1 pseudogene is annotated in these 387 nt (G+C 65.4%); it reads right to left on the bottom strand.

What is annotated here, in order from left to right:
- Positions 1-387 (bottom strand): annotated as a pseudogene (locus tag J5M58_RS27320) (hypothetical protein); the annotation flags it as partial.

Consider the following 387-nt stretch of genomic DNA (forward strand, 5'->3'; position numbering starts at 1 on the left):
CCTGGAACGCGGCCCGCTGCGGCTCGTGGTAGCGTTGTTCAAGCCGCTCGTCACTCTCCTGCTGCGCACGCTCGACCAACCGCTGCCGCTCGACTGTCGGCTCGACGAACGCTGGCGGCCCATCGCCAGTCATTGGCTCCAGCGACGGCACCTCCTGCGCCGCCCACTCCCTGTGCGTGGCACGAATGATCTGCAGGATCTGCGAGGTCTGCAGCTGATAGGCGCGCATGGGGTCTTCCCGCCACACCTGGCGTTTCACCACCCAGTTCAGCCGCTGATGGTTGTACTCCTGAATCAGCCCGACGGTGTCGTCGAGCACCACTGCCAGCACGCCGTTTTCCAGCTGGTGCCGGTTGATCGCATTGACCAGATAGCCGCGCAGGGCGA

It is taken from the genome of Pseudomonas sp. 32_A (genome assembly GCF_017490905.1).
Lineage (GTDB): Bacteria > Pseudomonadota > Gammaproteobacteria > Pseudomonadales > Pseudomonadaceae > Aquipseudomonas > Aquipseudomonas inefficax.